The sequence below is a fragment of the Streptomyces sp. NPDC012637 genome (assembly GCF_042954805.1).
Classification (GTDB): domain Bacteria; phylum Actinomycetota; class Actinomycetes; order Streptomycetales; family Streptomycetaceae; genus Streptomyces.
In genome coordinates this window covers 600,425-618,017 of the sequence record NZ_JBIBDS010000001.1, presented here as the reverse complement: position 1 = coordinate 618,017, position 17,593 = coordinate 600,425, and the positions used below count along the sequence as shown (strand labels likewise).

Sequence of the window (17,593 nt, the reverse complement as noted above, 5' to 3'; positions counted from 1 at the left end):
CCGAGTGGGTGGGCGGTGATACCGCACGGATATCGGTCGTGGTGAGCGCCGGATACGATGACGCGGTGGAGACGCGGGAGCTGCGGTACTTCGTCGCCGTCGCGGAGGAGTTGCACTTCGGACGGGCGGCGCAGCGGCTCGGCATGGCGCAGCCACCGCTGTCGCGGGCGATCCGGCAGCTCGAGCGGCGGCTCGGAGTGGTTCTGCTGCACCGCACCGCTCGCGCGGTCTCCCTGACCGAGGCCGGGTCGGTCCTCCTGCGGGAGGCCCGGGCCGCACTCGACGCGGTCGAAGCCGCCGAGCGCCGCACCCGCCGCGCGGCTGCCGAACTGCCCGGTGTCGTGCTGGCCACGAAAGCCGGAGCGGCCGGCGAACTGTTGTCGAAGCTGCTGGACGCCTACGCCGCCGAGCCCGGCGCGGTCGCCGTCGAGGTGATGCTGTGCGGGCCCGGCGAGCAGGAAAGGCTGCTGCGCGACGGGCGTGCCGACGTCGCTCTCCTCCAGCGCCCCTTCGACACGACGGCCGGACTCGACACCGAGGACCTGCACACCGAACAGCAGGTCGTGGTCCTGCCCGCGGGGCACCCCATGGCCAACCGGCCCCATATGTCGACAGCCGAGGTCACCGCCCTGACGGACCTGCCCCTGCCACGCTGGCCTCGACGGGACGGGGGCTATCCGGACGGACCTGGTCCGCAGGTGCGCGACCACACCCAGCTGTTCCAGCTGATCGCGCTCGGACGGGCCTGCGCACTCGTGCCCGAGTCCCTCCGGGCTCACCTGCGCGACGATCATGCGACGGTGCCGGTGCCGGACGCACCGGCTGTCACGACCGTCATCGCCTGGCCGCCACACAGCAGGTCCAAGGCCGTCGCCGACCTCGTCCGCATCGCGACCCGCCTCTAGCCGCGAATGAGAGCGGGCGCGGGTGGCCAGGCCGCGCCGCTGCTCGAGTCGGGTGACGCGGCACTCGACCGTGTGGCGGCGCTTGCAGACGGCGCGGTCGAAGGTGGCCTGCCGCCTCGGCTGCCGCGGCGTTCGGGGTCGGCGGCCCGGTCGGAGGACCGCGGGATCACGGGGCGGCTCGCGCGCCGCCGATGACCGCTCGCCGTGCGGAGACCCGGACGGCGCAGCGGGGCGGTCGGCGGCGTGAGGGGAGTGATCCGTCCGGCGCGCCGGTGACGGCGTGCGCCGATCGCGTCGGTGATCGCGTCAAGTTGCAGACGGATCCGGTCGAAAACCGCCCGCTCGGGGGCGTGGTCGCGGCTGGGTGCGCGCCGTCGCGTATTACTGTGCAATGACCTTTTCTTGAACCTTCCTTTGTGAACCGTGATGGTCGTGCGCCCCTGGGGGAGGGATGTGCTCAACAAGTCGGCCGCCCGCATCCGGCGGTCTCAAAGCCCTTCGCCGGTGCGGCAGCAACCGAGGCCCGCTCCACCGAGGAGGGGAACCGGACCGCTCCGCGGCGCGCCGCGGACCCCGGCTTCCGGCCATCCCCGTCAGCCGACTTCCGCGCCCCCTGACCAGGGCCGCTCACGCCAGGTCGTTCTCCGCCGCTCCGGACGACCGCCACCTCAGGCAAGGCGCAGACCTGTCATCACACCGGAACGTGCACGTTCGCGGTGCCCGCTCCGTCGAGACCCTCTGAGGGGGACACGCATGCCAGCCTTCCTTCGCGGCATCCGGCAGGATCTCGCCGCCTCACTCGTCGTCTTCCTCGTGGCGCTCCCGCTCTGCGTCGGAGTGGCCGTCGCCTCCGGCGTCCCCGCCGAACTCGGCCTGATCACCGGCATCGTCGGCGGGCTCGTCACCGGTGTGATGCGCGGCAGCAGTCTCCAGGTCTCCGGGCCGGCCGCCGGCCTCACCGTGCTGGTGGCCGAGGCGGTCCGCGCCTTCGGGCTGCCCGCCCTCGGTCTCATCGTGCTGCTGGCCGGGCTTCTGCAGGTCGTCATGGGCGTCCTGCGCTGGGGACGCTGGTTCCGGGCGATCTCCCTGTCCGTCGTCGAGGGCATGCTCGCCGGCATCGGTCTCGTGATCATCGCGGGCCAGCTCTACGCGGCGGCCGGTCTGAAGGCGCCCCACTCGGGGCTCGCCAAGCTCGCGGGCTTGCCCCACGCCCTGGCCGGGGCCCTGAGCGCCGCCGTGTCCCTCATCGCCCTCGCCGTCGCCGCCGGGACCGTGGTCGTGGTCGTGGTGTGGCGGCGGCTGCCCCGTCCGGTCCGAGCGGTGCCCGGGGCCCTGGTGGCGGTTCTGCTGGCCGCAGTGGTGACCGCGGTGGGCGACCTGCCGGTCGCCACCGTGCGGGTGAGCGGCGTGCTGGACGCGGTGCGGCCGCCCGGCGCCGACGCCTTCACCGGCCTCACCGACCTGGCGCTGCTCGGCACGGTGCTGGCCTTCGCGCTGATCGCCTCGGCCGAGTCGCTGTTCAGCGCGGCGGCCGTCGACCGGCTGCACACCGGGCCGCGCACGGACTACGACAAGGAGCTGGTGGCCCAGGGAGCGGGCAACGCCGTGTGCGGCCTGCTCGGCGCGCTTCCGCTGACGGCGGTCATCGTGCGCAGCTCGGCCAACGTGGAGGCCGGCGCCCGCACGAAGGCGTCCCGCGTGCTGCACAGCGTATGGCTACTGCTCTTCGCGGTGCTGCTGCCCGCCGTCCTCGCGTACATCCCGCTCGCGGCCCTCGCGGGGATCCTCGTCCACGCCGGCTGGAAACTGATCCCGTTCCGGGGCCTGGGTGCCCTCTGGCGCACGCATCGTGGTGAGGCGCTCGTGCTCGTCACGACGGCGGTGGCGATCGTCGCGGTCGGCATGTTCGAAGGCGTCCTGATCGGTCTCGTGCTGTCCGTGGCGAAGGCCGCCTGGGAGGCGTCCCACCTGCGGGTGGAACACAGCGACGACGGATGTGGCGGTGTACGGGTCCGGCTTGCCGGGACGGTGAACTTCCTGCGGCTGCCCCAGATACTCGACAGCCTGGAGGCCCTGCCCCGTGACCGCCGGGTCGTCCTGGACCTCTCCGGTGTCCACCACCTCGACCACGCGTGCCGCGCCGCCCTGCACGCCTGGGCCGAGCGGCACAGCGCCACCGGTCCGGAGGCCGTCCGGCTCCATGCCTTCCCGGAACCCCCGCCCAAGGAGCGGGCCAAGGCTTCCTGACCGCCGACCGGGGCGTGTCTTTGGGTGGACGTCACCAGAGCGTGAACCTCGGTCCGGATGCGGCGCGACAGGACGCGGGGCGGCCCCCGAGGAGGTCGTCGGGGAGTCAGGCTGACGGCTGGAGCCGGACGCAGCATCGCCCGGGACCGGGCGCCAGGCAGGCCTCGATCCCGGTCTCGCCGGTGCCCTCGAGTACGCCGCGGAGCAGGTGGAGGTTCATTCCGCACACCGTTTGCGTGTGCGCCCGAGCCAGCGCGTGGAAGGGGCAGTTGGACAGGACGATGGCGTCGTCCTCGCGGCGCGGCTCGAAGCCGTACCGCTCCAGCAGGCCGAAGACGTCCGTCCGGGCCTCCCCGCCCAGTTGTGCGCCCAGCTCCTCGGCCTTGCGGTGCAGGACTTTCCGCACCGGCTCACCGGTCGCGTCGGATTCCTCCACCGCCTGGGCGAGGAGGCGTCCGGCCAGCTCGTAGCGCCGGTCCGGGAGATTGAAGGTGACCTGTTTCCCCGAGCGCAGGTAGAGCTTCGCCGGCCTGCCCGCGCCCGGCCCGGAGCGTCCGCTGCGGCGTTCGTAGACGACGTCGAGCAGCGATTCGTCGGCCAGCCGGTCGAGGTGGAACGCCGCGGTCTTGCGGGCCAGTCCGAGAGCGGCGGCGGCTTCGTCCCGGCTCACCGGGCTCGGCCGGCGCACCACGTAGTCGTACAGCCTCCTGCGGGTCGGCTCGTCGAGAGCGGCGATGGCGGAGACGTCGGCGTCGCGTGCTTCCTTCGGGATGTCCACGAGCACCAGTGTAAAACCCATGGCCATTGACTAAAGAACGAATGGGAGCTTCTATAGGAAATGAACCTTGTCGATAGAAGGAGAAGGTCATGACCTCCGTCACCACAGGCACCGGCTCCGCCGCACGGAGGCGCGCGGCGTTCGCCGACCCGGGCTACCAGGCGTTCGTGATCCTCCGCACCGGTTTCACGGTGGCGCCGATCCTCTTCGGGCTGGACAAGTTCGCGAACCTGCTCGTGGACTGGCCCGCCTACCTCGCGCCGTGGATCGACGACATCGTCCCCGGCAGCGCCCGGACGGCCATGTACGCGGTCGGCGTCATCGAGATCGTGGCCGGCCTCGCCGTAGCGCTGGCTCCCCGCTTCGGCGGCTGGCTCGTGGCCGGCTGGCTGGCGGGCATCATCGTCAACCTGCTGACCATCCCGGGGTACTACGACATCGCACTGCGCGACTTCGGACTCCTCCTCGGCGCCGTCTCGCTCGCCCGGCTCGCCCAGCGCTACCACGCCGATCGGCGTTGACGAGCACGGACCGGGCACGCACGCGCACGGGTGGCGTCCCAGGCGCCACCCGTGCGTCATCCGTCCCGGTCACGGACACCAGGGCAGCGCACGCGGCTCACGGCGGCAGGAGCGTGCCCAGGGGGCCCAGGTCGAGGTTGAGGTCCTCCAGGGTGAGGTCGTAGTGGTCGCAGAGTTCGACCATCCGGTCGTGGAGGAGCATCAGCGTCAGGCCGAGCCTCTCCTCCTGGTCCTCGGTGAGGTCGCCTTGGTCCACGCGGTGCAGGGCCTGGCGCTCCATCAGCTGGCGCAGGAGTTCGACGATGGTCAGGACGAGGGTGACGAGGTCCCGCTCCACCGTCTCCGGGTCCGCGTGGAGACGGCGCGCGGGCCGGTCCGTCCGCTGTTCGGCGTCCGACAGTTCGCCGGAGCGCGCCGGCAGCAGGGCGAAGGCGCGTCGCGCGGCATCGGCGACCTCCCGCCGCCGGGCGGATTCGGCCGGAAGGTGGCGGTCAGCGGGCGTGGTCACCGTGCCGTCCCTCCGGAGCGTGTGCGGCACCCGGCGCGAGTGTGGTGAGGGGCCATCGCTCGTCGTCCTCGACGGCGGCGATGAGGGCGCGCAGGGAGATCCTCACCAGGTCGATGTCCGCGATCGACAGGATCAGGTCACCGGTCAGGACGACGCCCCCGCTCAGCAGCCGGTCCAGAAGGTCGATGAGGGCCACCTGCCGCTGCGCGAGCGCTTCCTCCTGGCGAGCCGTCATGGCCGGCGTTCCTCCTCCGGTGCGTCGGGTTCCGGGAGCACGGCGAAGGAGTAGGGCGCCCACGGTCCGGTGATCTCGACCCGGACCCCGTTCAGATCCAGGGTCGAACGCCGGACGCGTTCGCGGAACTCGTCGGACCGGTCACGCGGCACCAGGTAGGAGTCGTTGGCGACGTTCTCCCCGGTCCCGACGGCCAGCTGGCCCTGTTGCGGCCGGTGGCGAGCGAGGTCCACGGCCACCGCACCGGCCTCCGCCTCGATCCTCCGCACGGCCTCGGCCGCGGCCGACCAGGCGGCCCCCCGGTCCTCCCTCTGCTGCCGGCGCCGGCGTAGATAGGCCCGGCCGGGATCGGGGGCGTCCGCGTCGGCGTCGTCAGGCGCACCGGCGCCCCGGGGCGTCTCGGCGTAGACCTTCACCCCCCACTCCACGTGGTCGGCGAACCGGTTCAGCATGCGGGTGAAGGTCTCCGTACCCCGGCGCAGCACGTCGAGCACGCGGTCGTCGTCCACGTAGACCGTCGCCAGCCGGAGGGGGAGCACCGTCGTGCGCGACGCGAGGAACTCCACGACGCCGTTGTGCGCACGTGCCACCCGCTCGAGCCAGTCCAGGTTCTCCAGACGGACCTTCAGAGCCGCTTCGGAGAACTCGCTCTGCGGCACGGAACCGACCGCGGCCGCCACCGCTCCCGCGTCGACCAGCCGCACCGTTCCCGAAGCGACGCCCTCGACGCCGCGGAGGGCGTCCTCGTCCAGGGCGGCGGCCGGGCGCACGACGGCGTACGCGTAGGTGAGTTCTCCTTGCTCTCCTGGCATGACTCAATCCCGGTCGTCTTCGGTCGCGTCGCCGGTCACGTCGTCGTCCACCTCGTCCTCCACCTCGTCCGTCTCGGTGTCGATCGCCGTGTCCGTCCCGGCATCCGTGTCCGTCTCGCCATCGGCGTCCTCGTCGGCGTCGGTTTCCTCGTCGGCGCGGGCCCGGGCCCGTCTGCCCTCGCTCTCCCGGCGTCTGCTCCTGCGCTCGGGCGCGGCCCGGCGCTCGGCCTCAGGCTCGGGCGCACGGCGCCTCCGGCTCGTGCCCTCCGGCAGCTCGGTACGGGGCCGGGACCGCGCGCGCAGCGCCTTCACCTCGGCGCGCAGGCGTTCGTTCTCCTCCTCCAGTTCCCGCCGGGGCTCGGCCCGCGAGGACAGGGCGGGATCGTGTTCCCACCAGTCGATCCCGATCTCCCTGGCCTTGTCGACCGAGGCGACCAGCAGCCGGAGTCGGATGGTCAGCAGCTCGATGTCGAGCAGGTTGATCCTGATGTCCCCGACGATGACGATGCCCTTGTCGAGCACCCGTTCGAGGATGTCGGCGAGGTTCGCGCCCTGGGACTGCCCGTACGGGGTCATGGGGGATGCAGCCACGACGGACTCGACCTCGATCCCTGGGCGTCAGCTCTTGCGGCCCCGACGGGTGCGGGGTGCCTCGTCCGCCGCCTCGTCGTCGGCCTCGTCGTCCTCGTACCGAGCCTCCGGCTCCTCCTCCTCGTCGTACTCCTCCTCGTCGGACTCGGGTTCGTCCGGCTCGGGCCGCTCGTCCTCGTCCTCGTACTCGTCCTCTTCCTCGTCCTCGTACTCCTCCTCCGGTTCTTCCCCGGCCTCGTACTCGTCCTCGGGCTCGCCCTCGTCGTCCTCGGCCTCGTCCTGCGCCGCGTCCTCCTCGTCGTCAGGAGCCTCGTCGCGCGCGCCCTCGTCGTCTTCCTCGTCCGGGCCGGCGACGACCTTGCCGCCGCGGATCTCACCGCGCCAACTGCCGGTGGCCTCGCCCTTCATCATGACGAAGGTGCGGAACGCCTTGAGGTCGAGCCGGGTGCGCCGGCCCTGTGCCCGTACGAGGCTGCCCGCCTTCTCGATGATGCCCTTGGGGTAGTACTCCATGACCAGCAGGACCTTGGTCAGGTTCTCTCCCAGCGGGTGGAAGGTGACCACACCTCTGGTCGTGCCCTTGGCGCCTTCCGAAGTCCAGGCGATGCGCTCGTCGGGGATCTGTTCGGTGATGGTTCCCTTGAAGGCCCGGCTCGACTTGGCGACCTTCACCTGCCACTGCGTGGTCGTCTCGTCCTCCTGCTCCACGGAGACCACGCCCTTGGCGAACTGGCTGAACTCCTGGAACTGGGTCCACTGGTTGTACGCCTCCTCCACCGGGACCCCGACGTCGATGTCCTCGATGATGGTCAGGCTCTTGTGGCCCGCGTTCGAGGCCGAGGAGCGCGGCTCGTCAGAACCGGAAGGGGTCACCTTTTCGGCGATCGCGTCCTTGGCGTGCGCGGCCGTCTCCTTGGCATGGGACAGCCGGTCCTTGGCGTGGGAAGCCGTCTCCGCGATGTGGGAGGTCGCCGAGGTGAGCTTGTCGGGCGTCACGCGACCGACCAGCTTCCTGCCGCCCTGGCCGGCGCCGTGCATCAGGGCGCGCGGTCCGAGGTGGGCCGAACCCACCTTCTCGGCCGCGTCGCCGATGCGGTGGCCGACTCCGGTGAGTGCCTTCTCCAGGCGTGCCTGGAGGTAGGACTCGAACTCCTCCGTCAGGCGGTTGGCGCCGGGGTTCCGGTCCAGCAGCTTCTGCGCTCCGGATCCGCCGGAGTCGCGGCCGGCGTCCGTGCCGCCCTTGGCTTCCCGTTCCGAACCCTTCGCGTCAGCCATCGTCCCGCCTCCTCGTGCTTCCCGAACGGGTGCCCTTCGACGCCGTGGACGTGGACGTCCGGTGCGTCGACCGCTTGGCCGTTCCTCCGGACTTCGCCGTTCCTCCGGACTTCGCCGCCTGCGAGGTGCTGCGGCCGGAAGAAGAAGTGGTGCGGCGCGCGCGGGGCTTGGTGTCCTCGGCCTCCTCACCCTCCTCGGCCTCCTCATCCTCCTCGTCAGCCTGGCGCTTCGCGCTGCGAGATGACCGGCGCCCGGTGTCCTCGGCGTGCTCGTCCGCCGTGCGCTTCTGCCGCGTGGTGGCCTCGTGCTCGGCGCCCTCGTCGTCCGGAGTCTCTTCCTCGTCCTTCGAGCGGTCGGCGTCGTCCGGTTCGTCCTCCTCCTGCTTTCCGCCGCGTATGCCTGCGGTCCGGTCGTGCAGGGCGTCCGCCAGGTGCCCGGCCTTGGCGTTGAGCACCGTCGTCGCCGCTGCCTTTCCGGCGGTCATGAGTTCGCCGCGGACCTGCTGGTTCACGTTGCTGAGGAACGGCGAATGGGCGAGCTGCCTGCCCAGCTGTCCGGGTTTGATCCGCGACCCTGCCAGGGCCATCGCCAGCCCGAACGCCAGTTTCGCCTTCTTCGTGCGTCCCAGCACGTAACCGCCGATCAGGGCGGTGCCGATCTTGCCGTTGTTCATGATGACGCTTCTCTCCTCGCCCCGGCGGCCGGCCCGCTCCGTCCCGGCCGGACCGGCCTGTCAGGGGTACGGCTACGTGCCGCCCGGTCCGGCATTGCCGAGCTGGTACACCCGGATCTCCTCGAGGCGCTGCAGCAGCGGCCGTTCCCGCTCCTCGAACTCCTCGTCGCCTATGCGGCCTTCCTCCCGTTCCCGTTCGAGGGCGGCCAGCGCTTCCTGAACCGGTCCGGGGTCGTAGTACTCCTGCTCGGCGGCCCGCACCACCTTGTCCAGCACCCACCCGACCCCTCGGAACGGGGCGGCCGGCAACATCAGGATCTCCGCTACCAAACCCACTGTCTCTCCCTGCGGTTGCTGCCACGCCGATCGAACCGCTTCGCGGTCAGGCGAAGCTGTACGGAGGCAACGGCCCTCGGACGCGGATCTCGACTCCCTCGGGCAGCTCTTCGGTCCCTTCCTCGGCGGCCCGTGTGAACTCCTCGGCCCTTTCTCGGTCGACCAGGAACGAGGCGCTCAGGAAGTACTGCTGGGACGGCTCGGCCAGGTGCTCGGCGTACGCGTGCGGTCGCAGCGCGGCGAGCACCGATTCGGCGAGTGCCGCCTGCCGGGCCAGTACCTCGTCGTTGAGCAGCCGGCCGAGTTCCAGTCGGTCCTCGTAGGTGCCGCCGCCGTCACGCGTGGCGTCGTTGAGCTGCCGGATCCGCTCCGACTCGTCCACGATCCGGCGCAGCGCGGCTTCCTCCTCCTCGAGCCCCTTCACGTTGAACTCCACGCGATCGGTGAGCTCTTCGAGGCGCTCCGTGAACTGCTCGGCTCGTTCCTCGAGCACGGCGCGTACCGCGTCGTCGTCCTCGGCGACGAAGCCGAAGCTCAGCGGCAGCGTGGCACCCTGGTCCCACAGCCGCTCCTGCACGGAGTGGTGCGCCTCGATGTCGGGGCGCGTCATGCTGATGTCCTCCGGCGCCTCGCTCACGACGGCGCACAGCGAGTCCGCGCACACCGTCCGCACGGACGATCCGTCCTCGCCGACTCCGGTCAGGCCTTCGAGGTCGAGAGGGTGCGACGACTGGGTGATGGCGTAGACGTAAAGGGTCATCGTCAATCGCCGTCCTCGGAGGACCGCCGCGACGAGCGGCGCTCACGCCGACGGTCGTCATCGCGCTTCTCCCGCTCGCGAGGCCGTTCCTCCTGCTTCTCGCCGCTCTGACCGGTGAGGGAATCGGTGAAGGCCTCGACCGCTCCGGTCAGGGCGCCCTTGGTCTTGCCCTTGGCTCCGCCCTCGGTGGTCTTCTCCATGACGTCCGTCAGCTGAGAGGGAGCGTTCCTGCCGCTCTCCAGGTCGAGACGGTTGCAGGCCTCGGCGAAGCGGAGGTACGTATCCACGCTTGCCACGACGACCCGGGCGTCGATCTTCGCGATCTCGATCCCGACCAGGGACACCCGGACGAATGCGTCGATGACGAGCCCGCGATCGAGAATCAGATCCAGCACGTCGTAAAGGTTTCCAGTGCCGCCGCCCTGGCCGGGCATTGCGCCACCCTGCTGTACTACAGACACGTTGTCCTCCCTCGGACAGAGGGAGCGGGACGCTCAGCCGCCGTTCTGGTCGACCTGGGCCCGCGTATATCGCTTGCCGCGTTCGTATCCCAGCAACTGCCCGTCCGGGCGGAGCGCAACCTCATAACTTGCCAGAACGCTGGTGGTCTCCGGAATCCGTTCGATCTCGACGACCTCGATCTGCGCCGTCCACCCCTGTTCGGTCGGCATGAGGGACGACACGGACTCCGGGGTCCGGCCCAGAAGCTCGGTGAGCTGCGCCACGGCGTTGCGAAGTGCTTCCGCGGCGGGCACTCGACCGGGTGCTCCGGTGGATTCCTCGGAGGCGTCGCTCGGCTCGCTCCCGGCGTCGGTGTCCTCGTCTATGTCGTCTTCGTCGGCTTCGTAGATGTCTTCGCCGGTTTCTTCGTCGGCTTCGTCGTCGGCTTCTTCGTCGGTGTCGGGCTCGACTTCTTCGGGGTCTTCCTTCTTGCGCTTGTCGGCGTTACTCGTGACGGTTCACCGCCAAAATTTCCCTGAAGGCGTGCATACGGTTCGGATTCCACGATATCCCCGGCATTCCGCGGTCGCCACGAGTCACGGGAATGGCGCAACGTGATGCCCGGATCGCCCAGGCATACATGGGGGCGGTGCGGGAAGTTGCACGGTAAACGAGCGAAGGTGAGGGAGGTGCGCTCATGGAGGTGTCGGGCATTATCAGCGCCCTTGTGATCGGAACGATCATCGGCCTGCTGGGGCGATTGGTTCTGCCGGGCCGGCAGCACATTCCGATCTGGCTGATGATCCTCATCGGCATCGCGGCGGCACTGGGCGGTTCGGCCATCGCCCATGCGACCGGGGTGGACGACACGAGCGGGGTGGACTGGATCGAATGGCTCATCCAGATCGGGCTGGCCGCGATCGGTGTCGCCCTGGTGGACAGGGCCCGAGCCAGATAGGCGGGGCGGCAGGGCGGGGTTCGTACGACGCGGTCGGCCGGACCTCGCCCCGTCCGCGAGATCCGCACCGGTTCGAACCGGCTCGAACCGGACGTCCCGGGTGGCGGCCCGCTCCCCTGAACCCCCATCAGGCCCGGCGCGGCGGGCCCGTGCCGCGGACGGCGCGTGTGAGCCGTCCGCTCCGCCCGTCGCTCCGCCCGCGGGGCCCACTCGGAGGCGCGCATCCAGGGAAACACCCCGAAGACGGGCGAGCGAGACCCTCGGCCGTGGGTACGCATGGGAAGTCGTCCCCTTCCGGCGACCCGAGCAGAGGAAGATTTCATGGACCCGTCCCCCCACCGCGACGAAGCGGCGGACGTCATCGTCATCGGCGCAGGCCCTGCCGGCTGCAGCGCCGCCCATCACCTGGCACGGGCGGGGCACGACGTTCTGCTGCTCGAGAAGGCCACCTTTCCCCGCGACAAGGTCTGCGGCGACGGCCTCACGCCGCGTGCCGTCAAGGAGCTCCTCGGCATGGGCCTCGACCTGGAGGGCGACGGCTGGGTGAGGACGCGCGGCCTGCGGGTCCACGGCTCCGGCACGGCGGTGGAGATGCCGTGGCCCGTCGTCGAGTCCTACCCCGACTACGGGCTCGTACGGACGCGGCAGGACTTCGACCGGCTGCTCGCCCGGCAGGCCGTGGCCGCCGGGGCGCGCCTCCTGGAGGGGACCAAGGTCGTCGAGCCGGTCCTCGACCCGGCCACGGGCCGGGTCAGCGGGGTCGTCGCGGTCCGGGACGGCGTCCGCCGCACCTTCCGGGCGCCCGTGTCGGTGGCAGCCGACGGCGCCTCGAGCCGGCTCGCCGTCGCTCTCGGTCTCCATCAGCGCGCCGACCGGCCCATGGGCGTCGCCGTACGCCGCTACTACACGACGCCGCACCGCAGCCGGGACCACTTGGAGGCCTGGATCGACCTCGAGGGCCGGGACAGCGGCGGGCGGGCCGCCATGCCGTTCGGCTACGGATGGGTCTTCCCCGTCGGCGACGGCGCCTTCAACGTCGGTCTCGGCACCTTCCACATCGGACGCCGGCCCGACGTCGACCACCGGCGGCTGTTCCGGGAGTGGACCTCCCGTCTCCCCGCCGCCTGGCACTTCGACGAGGAGCACGCCACCGGCCCTCTGCTCGGCGCTCCGCTTCCCGCCGGACTCAGCCGCCGCCCGCAGTACACCCGGGGCCTGCTCCTCACCGGCGACGCCGGGGGAATGATCAATCCGCTCAGCGGCGAAGGCATCGACTACGCGATGGAATCGGGCCGCCTGGCCGCGGAAACGGTGTCCCGCGCCCTGGCCGGCCCCACCGCCCACGCCCGCGAGGAAGCCCTGCTGCGCTACCCCGAAACCATCCGTGAGGCCTACGGGCGCTACTTCACGGTGGGGCGGCTCGTCGTGCGGGCACTGAGCCACCCCCGGGTCATGCGGCTGGTCGCCACCCACAGCCTGAAGCGGCCCGTCACCCAGCGCTTCATGTTCAAGCTCTGGGTGAACCTCACCGACCCGCACAGCCCCGACGCCCTGGACCGCGTCATCACCGCCCTCCAACGCGCGGTCCCCGCGGCCTGACGGCGTCGGTGCGGCTGCGCCATCCGGGGAAGTCTCCGGCCGGGCCACCCGGGCCGGACGAAGAGGAGCGCCCACATTGAAGGCCATGGACAACACGGCCGTGGTGGTCATCGACATGCTCAACCCCTACCGGCACCAGGACGCCGACCTCCTGGTCCCTTCCGTCCGGACGGCGCTTCCCGCCGTCGTCCGGTTGCTGTCCACGGCTCGGGAGGCACAGGTGCCGGTCGTCTACGCCAACGACAACTTCGGCCAGTGGCGTTCCCACCACGGCGAGATCATCGAGATCTCGATAGCGGGCGAGCATCCGGAACTCGTGGAACCGGTCCTTCCGGGCGAGGAGGACCTGTTCGTCGTCAAGGCGCGCCACTCCGTCTTCTACGAGACCCCGCTCGCCTACCTGCTGGGAACCATGGACATCACCCGTCTGGTCCTGGTGGGTCAGGTCACCGAGCAGTGCGTGCTGTACTCCGCCCTGGACGCCCACATCCGCCACCTCGACGTCGTCGTCCCCACGAACGCGGTCGCCCACATCCATGCCGACCTCGCCGACGCGGCCCTGCGCATGATGGAGCGCAACATGGGTGCCCGGCTGACCGACGGGCCCGTCCCTCTGTGACCGGCAACCGGTCCCGCAACCGAACGAAAGCAGCTGCGATGTCCCACGAGGAAGAGTCCGCCGCCTCCCGTACGCCCGCCCGCCACCCCACTCCGCCCCTGCCCGAGCAGCACCAGCAGCACCCCGGCTCGACCGAGGGGATGGAGCCGCGGCCCGACCACGGCGAGGATTCCTACGAGGGCCACGGCCTGCTGTCCGGCCGGGCGGCGGTCGTCACCGGCGGCGACTCCGGGATCGGCAGGGCCGTCTGCCTGGCGTTCGCGCGTGAGGGCGCGGACGTCGTCCTCACGCACCTGCCCGAAGAAGCCGCCGAGGCCGAGGAGACCGCCCGCCTCGTCCGCGAAGCGGGCCGCACCGCGGTCGTCGTCCCGTGCGACATCCGGGACGAGCAGCAGTGCACGGACCTGATCGAACGGGCGGTCGGCGAACTCGGCCGCCTCGACATCCTCGTGAACAACGCCGCCTATCAGATGTCGCAGCCCGACGGCATCGAGGCGATCACCACCGAGCAGTTCGACCGGGTGATGAAGACGAACCTGTACGGCATGTTCTGGCTCACCCGCAGGGCGCTGACCCACATGTCGCGCGGCGGATGCGTCATCAACACGACCTCCGTCCAGGGTTACCAGCCCAGCCCCCATCTCCTCGACTACGCGATGACGAAGGCGGCGATCATCTCCTTCACCCACGGTCTCGCGCAGATGCTCGCGGAACGCGGCATCCGCGTGAACGCGGTCGCCCCCGGGCCGGTATGGACCCCGCTGATCCCCGCGACGATGCCGGAGACGAAGCACTTCGGCGAACAGTCCCCCCTGGGCCGTCCGGCGCAGCCGGCGGAGATGGCTCCCGCGTACGTCTTCCTGGCCTCGCCCCAGGCGAGTTACATCACCGGAGAGATCGTCAACGCCACGGGCGGGACGCCGCTGCCGTGAGGTGCCCGGTGTGTGGGGCAAACGGGTGGAGGAGGTGATACACGGCGAAATCGGGGCATCTGCACCATGACCGTCCCATCACCGTCGACGAAGAGGTGTTGTCATGCCCCGGGGATCCAGCGGCAAGCGTGAACGTCAGTACGAGCACATCAAGGAGTCGGGCAAGGAGCGCGGGATGTCCGAGGACCGCGCGAAGGAGATGGCCTCCCGGACGGTGAACAAGGAACGTGCCCGTTCCGGGGAGAGCAAGACGTCGAGCCGGAGTTCGACCCAGGGCAAGTCCGCCTCGCAACGGGGCGGCGAGAAGTCCGGCGGCGGCGGCTCGTCCTCGTCCGGGCCCACCAAGGACGACCTGTACGAGGAGGCCAAGAAGCGCAACATCCACGGCCGCTCGAACATGAGCAAGCAGCAGCTGAAGAACGCCCTCGGGCACTGACGCCCCACAGGGGCGCGCGCCACCGCTCGTCATTCGGTGACGCGGACCGCGAGGGCCGGGCGGATGGCGGCCGCGCGGCGGGCCGGGCCGATCGTGGCCAGGAGCGACGCGGCGAAGGTCGCCGCCGCCAGGCCGCCGATGCTCGTCCATTCGACCGGGAAGCCTCCTTCGAGGCCCTCGAACGCGGCGCTGTTGCTGTACATCAGCCACGTGGTGAGCACGCCCAGGAGTGAACCGAGCACGATTCCCTCGAGGGCGATGAACGTGCTCTCGCCGAGGAAGGACCGCTGGACGGTCCGGGCCCGGAAGCCGAGGGCCCGCAGGATGCCGATCGTGCGGCGGCGTTCGCGTACGGCCCGGACCATGACGACGCCGAGGCCGGTGATACCCACGCCGAGGCCCAGGGCGAGGAAGCCCTGCATGAGGCGGAAGAAGGCGGTGCTGGAGTCGAACTGGCGGCGGATGTCCGACTCGATGGGCGTGGCGACCAGACTGGACGACAGCTGCTCGCCCTGGAGCCGGCTCGCCAACGCGTCGGGAGAGGTCCCGGGACCGGTCCTCACCAGCGCGGAGGCGTTCTGCGCCTGGGTGCCGAAGAGCTCGCGCGTCGCCTGCTCGCTCAGCACGACCGGGTAGGTGGTCGAACTCGCCCCGGTGCCCGGGTAGAAGACCATGCCGTTGCTGAGCACGCCGGCGATGACCTTCTCTTCGCTGCGGCCGGTCCGGGGATCCGTCAGGGTGAGGGTGTCCCCGGGGTCGTAGTAGTCGCCGGCCGGGCCGCCGGTGCTGCCGAAGAAGCCGTCGAGGACGACGTAGCGGGGGTCGGAGGCGAGGGCCCGCCAGACCGCGGGGTCGTCCGCCAGGCCGGGCAGCCGCTCGCGGAACGTGATGCCGGTGATCGCGCCGTCGGGCACCCCGACGGCGGCCACGTCGAGGGGCCGAGTGCCGCGGTGCCCCGGGTCGGTGGCCCGGCCCGTGGCGTTGACCAGCGGTGTCACCGCGGAGATCCCGGCAGCCGAGGGACCGGCCCGCAGCTCGGCGGCCAGCCGGTCGCCGGCGACCTGCGGGTTGTAGTCCAGCCGCAGGGAGTATCCGGCGGTGGCGTCGGCGACGACGCCGTCGACCCCGGCGCGGAGGATGCCCGAGATCTCCGTCAGGAGCACGAGGACGAACACGATGAGGGTGTACATCACCAGCGTCGCGCCGGTCCTGAACCGCTTGGCCAAGGGGTACGCGACCGCGAGGCGTGCCGCGAGGCCGCCCTCCGTCGGACGACGGAGGAACCCCCTTACGGGGCGGAGCAGCGTCTTCTGGTTGTCACTGACGAGAACCACCGCGGAGAACGCGGCCAGGGCGCCCTGGATGACGTACACGGACATCGACGGCGTGTCGAAGATCCGGGGCCGTACGACGGGCGCCACGAGCGTCCAGACCAGAACGGCTCCCGCGACCAGGGTGGTGACCGTGTGACGGGGGAGGACCCGCAGCAGTGCCGGAGCGGCGAAGGCGAGGGCGAGCGCCGGCATCAGGTACGTGGCGTCGGGCTGGCTGCGTGCCACGGCCGGGACGGCCACGAGTGCGCACAGCACCGCCAGGGCCGTGGACACCGCGAGCAGACGGCGGCGCGGTCGCCGACCGGGCGTCGTCGGAAGGTCGCGGATGGCGGCGATGATGTTGAACCTGCTGATGCGCACGCTGGTCGTGAGGATCGCGGCGAAGGCGATGAGCAGACCCATGGCCAGTCCGTTCAGGACGCTGGTCGGGGTGACCGCGAACGCGATGCGGATGCTGCTCCCGCCGACCGACCAGCCCTGGAAGATCTGCGCCGCCACGACGGCGACGCCCCAGCCGACGGCGACCCCGATGGCCGCTCCCGGCACGGCCGACAGCAACGCGTACGCCGCTCCTTCGAGGGTGAAGGACCCGACCAGCCGCGAGCGCTTCATCCCCACCGCCCGCACCATGCCCATCTGGGACTTCCGCTCCTCGCCGAGCATCACGAAGATGTTCACCAGGAGCAGTGCGCCCGCGATGATGCTGAAGCTGCCGATCATGAGGAACAGGGCCCCGAGGGAGTCACCGGCCTGCTTCGCGTCCCGCAGGACCGTGTGCTTCGGCGTCTCGATCGCCGTCTGGCCGGCGAGCGGGCCCAGGGCCTGCCGGATCTCGGTGGTCACGCGGTCGGTCAGGGCGTCGCCGCTCTCGACGCCGCCCCGGTTGGACACGAAGGTGACCGAGCGCGGCTCCGCACCGGCGACCCGCGCGGCGGAGTCCAGGGCCTCCGGCGGCAGGAACACGTCGCGGTTCAGCCTGCCGCCGAGGCCCACACCGGCCAGACCCTGCTCCGGCACCACGCGCTCGACCCGGTAGGTCTGCGGCGTCCCGAACAGGTACAGCGTGACCGGATCGCCGGCTCCCACGTCCAGGGACCGGGCCAGCGGCTCGTTGACCACGACCCGCCCGGGCCTCGGGGCCGGTCCGCCGAGACCGGGGTCTCCGCCCGCGGAGCCGAAGCGCGAGGCCTCGTCGAAGTCCATCTGCCAGGCCAGGACGCGCGGTTCGGCGACCGTGCGGCCGTCGGTGGTGCTGACGGCCGATGCCTGGGTCGCCCGGGCGTTCAGGACCCCGTCGACGTCGGGGTCTCCCGCCAGGCCGGCCAGCCGGTCGGTGACGGCGCGCCCGGCGGGCCCCGGGGGTGCGACGACGCGCTCGTCCACCGGTCCCAGAGTGCGGTACGCCTCCTGCCGTACGGAGAAGTTCAGGGTGTCGCCGACGACCAGGGCCCCGATGACGATGGCCGTTCCGAGCATCGATCCGCCGATCACCAGTGCCGCCTCGGTGCGCCGGCGGGCGACCTGCCGGAAGGCCAGCCGCCGTGACACCGGCTGCCGGACGGCGACCAGCACCAGGGCCGCGAGGGCGAGGGCCAGGGCGGTGAGCAGCGGGACGAGGAGGTTCGGGTACATG

At 71.2% G+C, this 17,593-nt stretch carries 20 protein-coding genes; 8 read left to right on the top strand and 12 right to left on the bottom strand.

Going from position 1 to position 17,593, the window contains the following annotated elements:
- Positions 1-65 precede the first annotated feature (65 nt).
- Both ACFY8W_RS02760 and ACFY8W_RS02755 read left to right on the top strand, forming a co-directional pair.
- Complete coding sequence (locus ACFY8W_RS02760) at positions 66-905, top strand: LysR family transcriptional regulator (protein WP_391099318.1); 840 nt, start codon at positions 66-68, stop codon at positions 903-905.
- 753 nt (positions 906-1,658) lie between these two features.
- The gene (locus tag ACFY8W_RS02755) at positions 1,659-3,152 is read left to right on the top strand and encodes a SulP family inorganic anion transporter (RefSeq protein ID WP_391099315.1); all 1,494 of its coding nucleotides are present in this window, start codon (positions 1,659-1,661) and stop codon (positions 3,150-3,152) included.
- Between the two features lie 106 nt (positions 3,153-3,258).
- Here ACFY8W_RS02755 and ACFY8W_RS02750 read toward each other — a convergent pair whose 3' ends face one another.
- Positions 3,259-3,936 carry a helix-turn-helix domain-containing protein gene (locus tag ACFY8W_RS02750; protein WP_391101682.1) on the bottom strand — a complete coding sequence of 226 codons (678 nt, stop codon included), beginning with the start codon at positions 3,934-3,936 and terminating at the stop codon, positions 3,259-3,261.
- A gap of 83 nt (positions 3,937-4,019) precedes the next feature.
- On the opposite strand from ACFY8W_RS02750, the gene ACFY8W_RS02745 reads away from it, so the two are divergent.
- Positions 4,020-4,451 carry a hypothetical protein gene (locus tag ACFY8W_RS02745; RefSeq protein ID WP_391099313.1) on the top strand — a complete coding sequence of 144 codons (432 nt, stop codon included), beginning with the start codon at positions 4,020-4,022 and terminating at the stop codon, positions 4,449-4,451.
- A 97-nt stretch (positions 4,452-4,548) separates the two neighbouring features.
- Here the strand turns inward: ACFY8W_RS02745 and ACFY8W_RS02740 are convergent, their stop codons facing one another.
- The 10 genes from ACFY8W_RS02740 to ACFY8W_RS02695 all read right to left on the bottom strand — a co-directional run bounded on the left by ACFY8W_RS02740 (position 4,549) and on the right by ACFY8W_RS02695 (position 10,366).
- Complete coding sequence (locus ACFY8W_RS02740; RefSeq protein WP_391099310.1) at positions 4,549-4,959, bottom strand: gas vesicle protein GvpK; 411 nt, start codon at positions 4,957-4,959, stop codon at positions 4,549-4,551.
- On the bottom strand, positions 4,943-5,194 hold the full coding sequence (locus ACFY8W_RS02735; RefSeq protein WP_391099307.1) for a gas vesicle protein GvpJ: 252 nt from the start codon (positions 5,192-5,194) through the stop codon (positions 4,943-4,945). Before ACFY8W_RS02735 ends, ACFY8W_RS02740 begins: the two co-directional genes overlap by 17 nt.
- Positions 5,191-6,006: a GvpL/GvpF family gas vesicle protein gene (locus ACFY8W_RS02730; protein ID WP_391099304.1), complete on the bottom strand. Its 816-nt coding sequence runs from the start codon at positions 6,004-6,006 to the stop codon at positions 5,191-5,193. The genes ACFY8W_RS02735 and ACFY8W_RS02730 overlap by 4 nt, the downstream gene beginning before the upstream one ends.
- Positions 6,007-6,009: 3 nt before the next feature.
- Positions 6,010-6,597 carry a gas vesicle protein GvpJ gene (locus ACFY8W_RS02725; RefSeq protein WP_391099302.1) on the bottom strand — a complete coding sequence of 196 codons (588 nt, stop codon included), beginning with the start codon at positions 6,595-6,597 and terminating at the stop codon, positions 6,010-6,012.
- 27 nt (positions 6,598-6,624) lie between these two features.
- Positions 6,625-7,872 (bottom strand): SRPBCC family protein, encoded by a 1,248-nt coding sequence (locus ACFY8W_RS02720; protein WP_391099299.1) that lies wholly within the window; start codon positions 7,870-7,872, stop codon positions 6,625-6,627.
- The gene (locus tag ACFY8W_RS02715) at positions 7,865-8,545 is read right to left on the bottom strand and encodes an ABC transporter substrate-binding protein (RefSeq protein ID WP_391099297.1); all 681 of its coding nucleotides are present in this window, start codon (positions 8,543-8,545) and stop codon (positions 7,865-7,867) included. The genes ACFY8W_RS02720 and ACFY8W_RS02715 overlap by 8 nt, the downstream gene beginning before the upstream one ends.
- A gap of 72 nt (positions 8,546-8,617) precedes the next feature.
- Positions 8,618-8,857, bottom strand: coding sequence for a gas vesicle protein GvpG (locus ACFY8W_RS02710; protein WP_391101680.1), 240 nt, complete (start codon positions 8,855-8,857; stop codon positions 8,618-8,620).
- A gap of 70 nt (positions 8,858-8,927) precedes the next feature.
- Complete coding sequence (locus ACFY8W_RS02705) at positions 8,928-9,641, bottom strand: GvpL/GvpF family gas vesicle protein (RefSeq protein WP_391099295.1); 714 nt, start codon at positions 9,639-9,641, stop codon at positions 8,928-8,930.
- A gap of 2 nt (positions 9,642-9,643) precedes the next feature.
- Positions 9,644-10,102, bottom strand: a complete 459-nt coding sequence (gene gvpJ / locus ACFY8W_RS02700) for a gas vesicle protein GvpJ (RefSeq protein ID WP_391099293.1) — start codon at positions 10,100-10,102, stop codon at positions 9,644-9,646.
- Positions 10,103-10,135: 33 nt separating this feature from the next.
- Positions 10,136-10,366: a gas vesicle protein GvpO gene (locus ACFY8W_RS02695; protein WP_391099290.1), complete on the bottom strand. Its 231-nt coding sequence runs from the start codon at positions 10,364-10,366 to the stop codon at positions 10,136-10,138.
- Positions 10,367-10,779: 413 nt separating this feature from the next.
- On the opposite strand from ACFY8W_RS02695, the gene ACFY8W_RS02690 reads away from it, so the two are divergent.
- The 5 genes from ACFY8W_RS02690 (at position 10,780) to ACFY8W_RS02670 (ending at position 14,626) form a co-directional block, all read left to right on the top strand.
- Positions 10,780-11,040 carry a GlsB/YeaQ/YmgE family stress response membrane protein gene (locus ACFY8W_RS02690; RefSeq protein WP_391099288.1) on the top strand — a complete coding sequence of 87 codons (261 nt, stop codon included), beginning with the start codon at positions 10,780-10,782 and terminating at the stop codon, positions 11,038-11,040.
- A gap of 321 nt (positions 11,041-11,361) precedes the next feature.
- Positions 11,362-12,639, top strand: a complete 1,278-nt coding sequence (locus ACFY8W_RS02685) for a geranylgeranyl reductase family protein (RefSeq protein WP_391099286.1) — start codon at positions 11,362-11,364, stop codon at positions 12,637-12,639.
- Positions 12,640-12,724: 85 nt separating this feature from the next.
- Positions 12,725-13,258, top strand: coding sequence for an isochorismatase family protein (locus tag ACFY8W_RS02680; RefSeq protein ID WP_391099284.1), 534 nt, complete (start codon positions 12,725-12,727; stop codon positions 13,256-13,258).
- 38 nt (positions 13,259-13,296) lie between these two features.
- Complete coding sequence (locus ACFY8W_RS02675) at positions 13,297-14,190, top strand: glucose 1-dehydrogenase (protein WP_391099282.1); 894 nt, start codon at positions 13,297-13,299, stop codon at positions 14,188-14,190.
- Positions 14,191-14,293: 103 nt separating this feature from the next.
- Entirely contained in the window at positions 14,294-14,626 is a 333-nt protein-coding gene (locus ACFY8W_RS02670) for a plasmid stabilization protein (protein ID WP_391099279.1), read from the top strand.
- 29 nt (positions 14,627-14,655) lie between these two features.
- On the opposite strand, the gene ACFY8W_RS02665 is transcribed toward ACFY8W_RS02670, so the two are convergent.
- Positions 14,656-17,592: an FtsX-like permease family protein gene (locus ACFY8W_RS02665; protein ID WP_391099277.1), complete on the bottom strand. Its 2,937-nt coding sequence runs from the start codon at positions 17,590-17,592 to the stop codon at positions 14,656-14,658.
- Position 17,593: the final 1 nt, after the last annotated feature.

What these genes read in the sequence shown, in the direction of transcription:
- ACFY8W_RS02755 (WP_391099315.1), top strand. Translation starts at nt 1,659, where the DNA reads ATGCCAGCCTTCCTTCGCGGCATCCGGCAGGATCTCGCCGCCTCACTC.
- ACFY8W_RS02745 (WP_391099313.1), top strand. Translation starts at nt 4,020, where the DNA reads ATGACCTCCGTCACCACAGGCACCGGCTCCGCCGCACGGAGGCGCGCG.
- ACFY8W_RS02735 (WP_391099307.1), bottom strand. Translation starts at nt 5,194, where the DNA reads ATGACGGCTCGCCAGGAGGAAGCGCTCGCGCAGCGGCAGGTGGCCCTC.
- ACFY8W_RS02730 (WP_391099304.1), bottom strand. Translation starts at nt 6,006, where the DNA reads ATGCCAGGAGAGCAAGGAGAACTCACCTACGCGTACGCCGTCGTGCGC.
- ACFY8W_RS02720 (WP_391099299.1), bottom strand. Translation starts at nt 7,872, where the DNA reads ATGGCTGACGCGAAGGGTTCGGAACGGGAAGCCAAGGGCGGCACGGAC.
- ACFY8W_RS02715 (WP_391099297.1), bottom strand. Translation starts at nt 8,545, where the DNA reads ATGAACAACGGCAAGATCGGCACCGCCCTGATCGGCGGTTACGTGCTG.
- ACFY8W_RS02710 (WP_391101680.1), bottom strand. Translation starts at nt 8,857, where the DNA reads ATGTTGCCGGCCGCCCCGTTCCGAGGGGTCGGGTGGGTGCTGGACAAG.
- ACFY8W_RS02705 (WP_391099295.1), bottom strand. Translation starts at nt 9,641, where the DNA reads ATGACCCTTTACGTCTACGCCATCACCCAGTCGTCGCACCCTCTCGAC.
- ACFY8W_RS02690 (WP_391099288.1), top strand. Translation starts at nt 10,780, where the DNA reads ATGGAGGTGTCGGGCATTATCAGCGCCCTTGTGATCGGAACGATCATC.
- ACFY8W_RS02685 (WP_391099286.1), top strand. Translation starts at nt 11,362, where the DNA reads ATGGACCCGTCCCCCCACCGCGACGAAGCGGCGGACGTCATCGTCATC.
- ACFY8W_RS02680 (WP_391099284.1), top strand. Translation starts at nt 12,725, where the DNA reads ATGGACAACACGGCCGTGGTGGTCATCGACATGCTCAACCCCTACCGG.
- ACFY8W_RS02675 (WP_391099282.1), top strand. Translation starts at nt 13,297, where the DNA reads ATGTCCCACGAGGAAGAGTCCGCCGCCTCCCGTACGCCCGCCCGCCAC.
- ACFY8W_RS02670 (WP_391099279.1), top strand. Translation starts at nt 14,294, where the DNA reads ATGCCCCGGGGATCCAGCGGCAAGCGTGAACGTCAGTACGAGCACATC.
- ACFY8W_RS02665 (WP_391099277.1), bottom strand. Translation starts at nt 17,592, where the DNA reads ATGTACCCGAACCTCCTCGTCCCGCTGCTCACCGCCCTGGCCCTCGCC.